Genomic DNA, 2,500 nt, shown 5'->3' with positions numbered 1-2,500 from the left:
GGTTAGTCGGCCCCTAAGGCGAGGCAGAAATGCGTAGTCGATGGGAAACGGGTTAACATTCCCGTACTTGTTATTACTGCGATGGAGGGACGGAGTAGGCTAGGCCAGCACGGCGTTGGTTGTCCGTGTTTAAGGTTGTAGGCTGAGAGCTTAGGTAAATCCGGGCTCTTAAGGCTGAGAACTGATGACGAGTCTCACTTTTGAGACGAAGTGGTTGATGCCATGCTTCCAGGAAAAGCTTCTAAGCTTCAGGTAATAACGAACCGTACTGTAAACCGACACAGGTGATCAGGTAGAGAATACCAAGGCGCTTGAGAGAACTTGGGTGAAGGAACTAGGCAAAATGGTACCGTAACTTCGGGAGAAGGTACGCCGGATCTGGTGATGGGACTTGCTCCCTAAGCTGGGCCCGGTCGAAGTGACCAGGTGGCTGCGACTGTTTATTAAAAACATAGTACTCTGCAAACACGTAAGTGGACGTATAGGGTATGACGCCTGCCCGGTGCCGGAAGGTTAATTGATGGGGTTAGCTTCGGCGAAGCTCTTGATCGAAGCCCCGGTAAACGGCGGCCGTAACTATAACGGTCCTAAGGTAGCGAAATTCCTTGTCGGGTAAGTTCCGACCTGCACGAATGGCGTAACGATGGCCACGCTGTCTCCACCCAAGACTCAGTGAAATTGAAATCGCTGTTAAGATGCAGTGTTCCCGCGGCTAGACGGAAAGACCCCGTGAACCTTTACTATAGCTTTGCACTGAACTCTGAACCTATTTGTGTAGGATAGGTGGGAGGCTTTGAAGCAGTGACGCTAGTCATTGTGGAGCCGACCTTGAAATACCACCCTGGTATGTTTGGGGTTCTAACGCAGGTCCATTATCTGGATCGCGGACAGTGTATGGTGGGTAGTTTGACTGGGGCGGTCTCCTCCCAAAGAGTAACGGAGGAGCACGAAGGTTGGCTAATCCTGGTCGGAAATCAGGAGGTTAGTGTAATGGCACAAGCCAGCTTGACTGCGAGTCTGACACGACGAGCAGGTACGAAAGTAGGTCATAGTGATCCGGTGGTTCTGTATGGAAGGGCCATCGCTCAACGGATAAAAGGTACTCCGGGGATAACAGGCTGATACCGCCCAAGAGTTCACATCGACGGCGGTGTTTGGCACCTCGATGTCGGCTCATCACATCCTGGGGCTGAAGCCGGTCCCAAGGGTATGGCTGTTCGCCATTTAAAGTGGTACGCGAGCTGGGTTTAGAACGTCGTGAGACAGTTCGGTCCCTATCTGCCGTGGGCGTTGGAAAGTTGAGAAGAGTTGCTCCTAGTACGAGAGGACCGGAGTGAACGAACCTCTGGTGTTCCGGTTGTTATGCCAATAGCATTGCCGGGTAGCTACGTTCGGACGGGATAACCGCTGAAAGCATCTAAGCGGGAAGCCTCCTTCAAGATAAGCTTTCCCTGGGATCTTGAATCCCCTAAAGGGCCGTAGAAGACTACTACGTTGATAGGCTGGGTGTGGAAGCGTTGTGAGGCGTTGAGCTAACCAGTACTAATTGCCCGTGAGGCTTGACCATATAACAGAATCGACTGATTGATGGTATGATCAATCGACGGACTGAGCCGAAAGGCAGAGTGATACACAGTGTCCTCAGTAAATCAAAATCAACTTTGTTCATCGCCCTATTTGGTTGTGTGACTAGGCACTACAAACGTAGATAAGACCGAAAACAAACCATACCTGTTTGCTTGACGATCATAGCGAGTTGGAACCACCTGATTCCATCCCGAACTCAGCAGTGAAACGACTCAGCGCCGATGGTAGTGTGGGCTTTGCCCATGTGAGAGTAGGTCATCGTCAAGCTTCTAAATAAAACACCCCACCTGGGACTCCAGGTGGGGTTTTTTATTTTGAATACGTTGAATTACTTTCCCTACCTCGCACGAAGTGCCAAGTCATTCAGCACATCCTGTGCCTCACCCTACGGGCAGCTCCGCTGTGCAAAATGTCAGTCCTGCCATTTTGTGAAAGCCTCTGTTCCGTAGGAACGAGTGCTAGGCGCCCTAGCGTCGCGAAGCGATTACGAGCACCGCTCGTAACCCACTGTAGGTAATCACTCGCTCATCCCTGAGCTCGGCCTTCGGCCAGCGGCAGCTGTGCACATCGGCTCCCGGCCGATGAGTCCTGCAGGGCGTTTTTCTTGTGGGTTACTATCCACCCTAGGTGGTGCTTGCCGATGACAAATAACCGCTCCTGCGTTATCTGCATACACTACATCTATGTAGATAACCTACGGTCATAGTGATGCCGGCCATCCCGGGCCGTCACCGTTCAGGCGCCCCAATGTGCTCCCAGCACATTATTCAAGCTTCTAAAATAAAAAAACCAATAAACAAAAATCCCTTGCATCGTCACCCCAATCCCCACACCCTGTTCTGCGTTCTGCGTTCTGCGTTCTGCGTTCTGCGTTCTGCGTTCTGCGTTCTGCGTTCTGCGTTCTGCGTTCTGC

The 2,500-nt window shown here is 51.7% G+C and carries 2 rRNA genes (1 of these 2 cut by a window edge); both read left to right on the top strand.

What is annotated here, in order from left to right:
* Positions 1-1,567, top strand: a 23S ribosomal RNA gene (locus M6D89_RS10605) (it extends 1,319 nt beyond the left edge of the window).
* A gap of 171 nt (positions 1,568-1,738) precedes the next feature.
* Positions 1,739-1,854: ribosomal RNA gene (gene rrf, locus M6D89_RS10600) — 5S ribosomal RNA — on the top strand.
* Positions 1,855-2,500: the final 646 nt, after the last annotated feature.

Source organism: Gilvimarinus xylanilyticus (genome assembly GCF_024195295.1).
In the GTDB taxonomy this organism is placed as follows: Bacteria; Pseudomonadota; Gammaproteobacteria; order Pseudomonadales; family Cellvibrionaceae; genus Gilvimarinus; species Gilvimarinus xylanilyticus.
The sequence above is the reverse complement of the archived record's forward strand: the minus strand, read 5'-3'. Positions and strand labels throughout refer to the sequence as shown.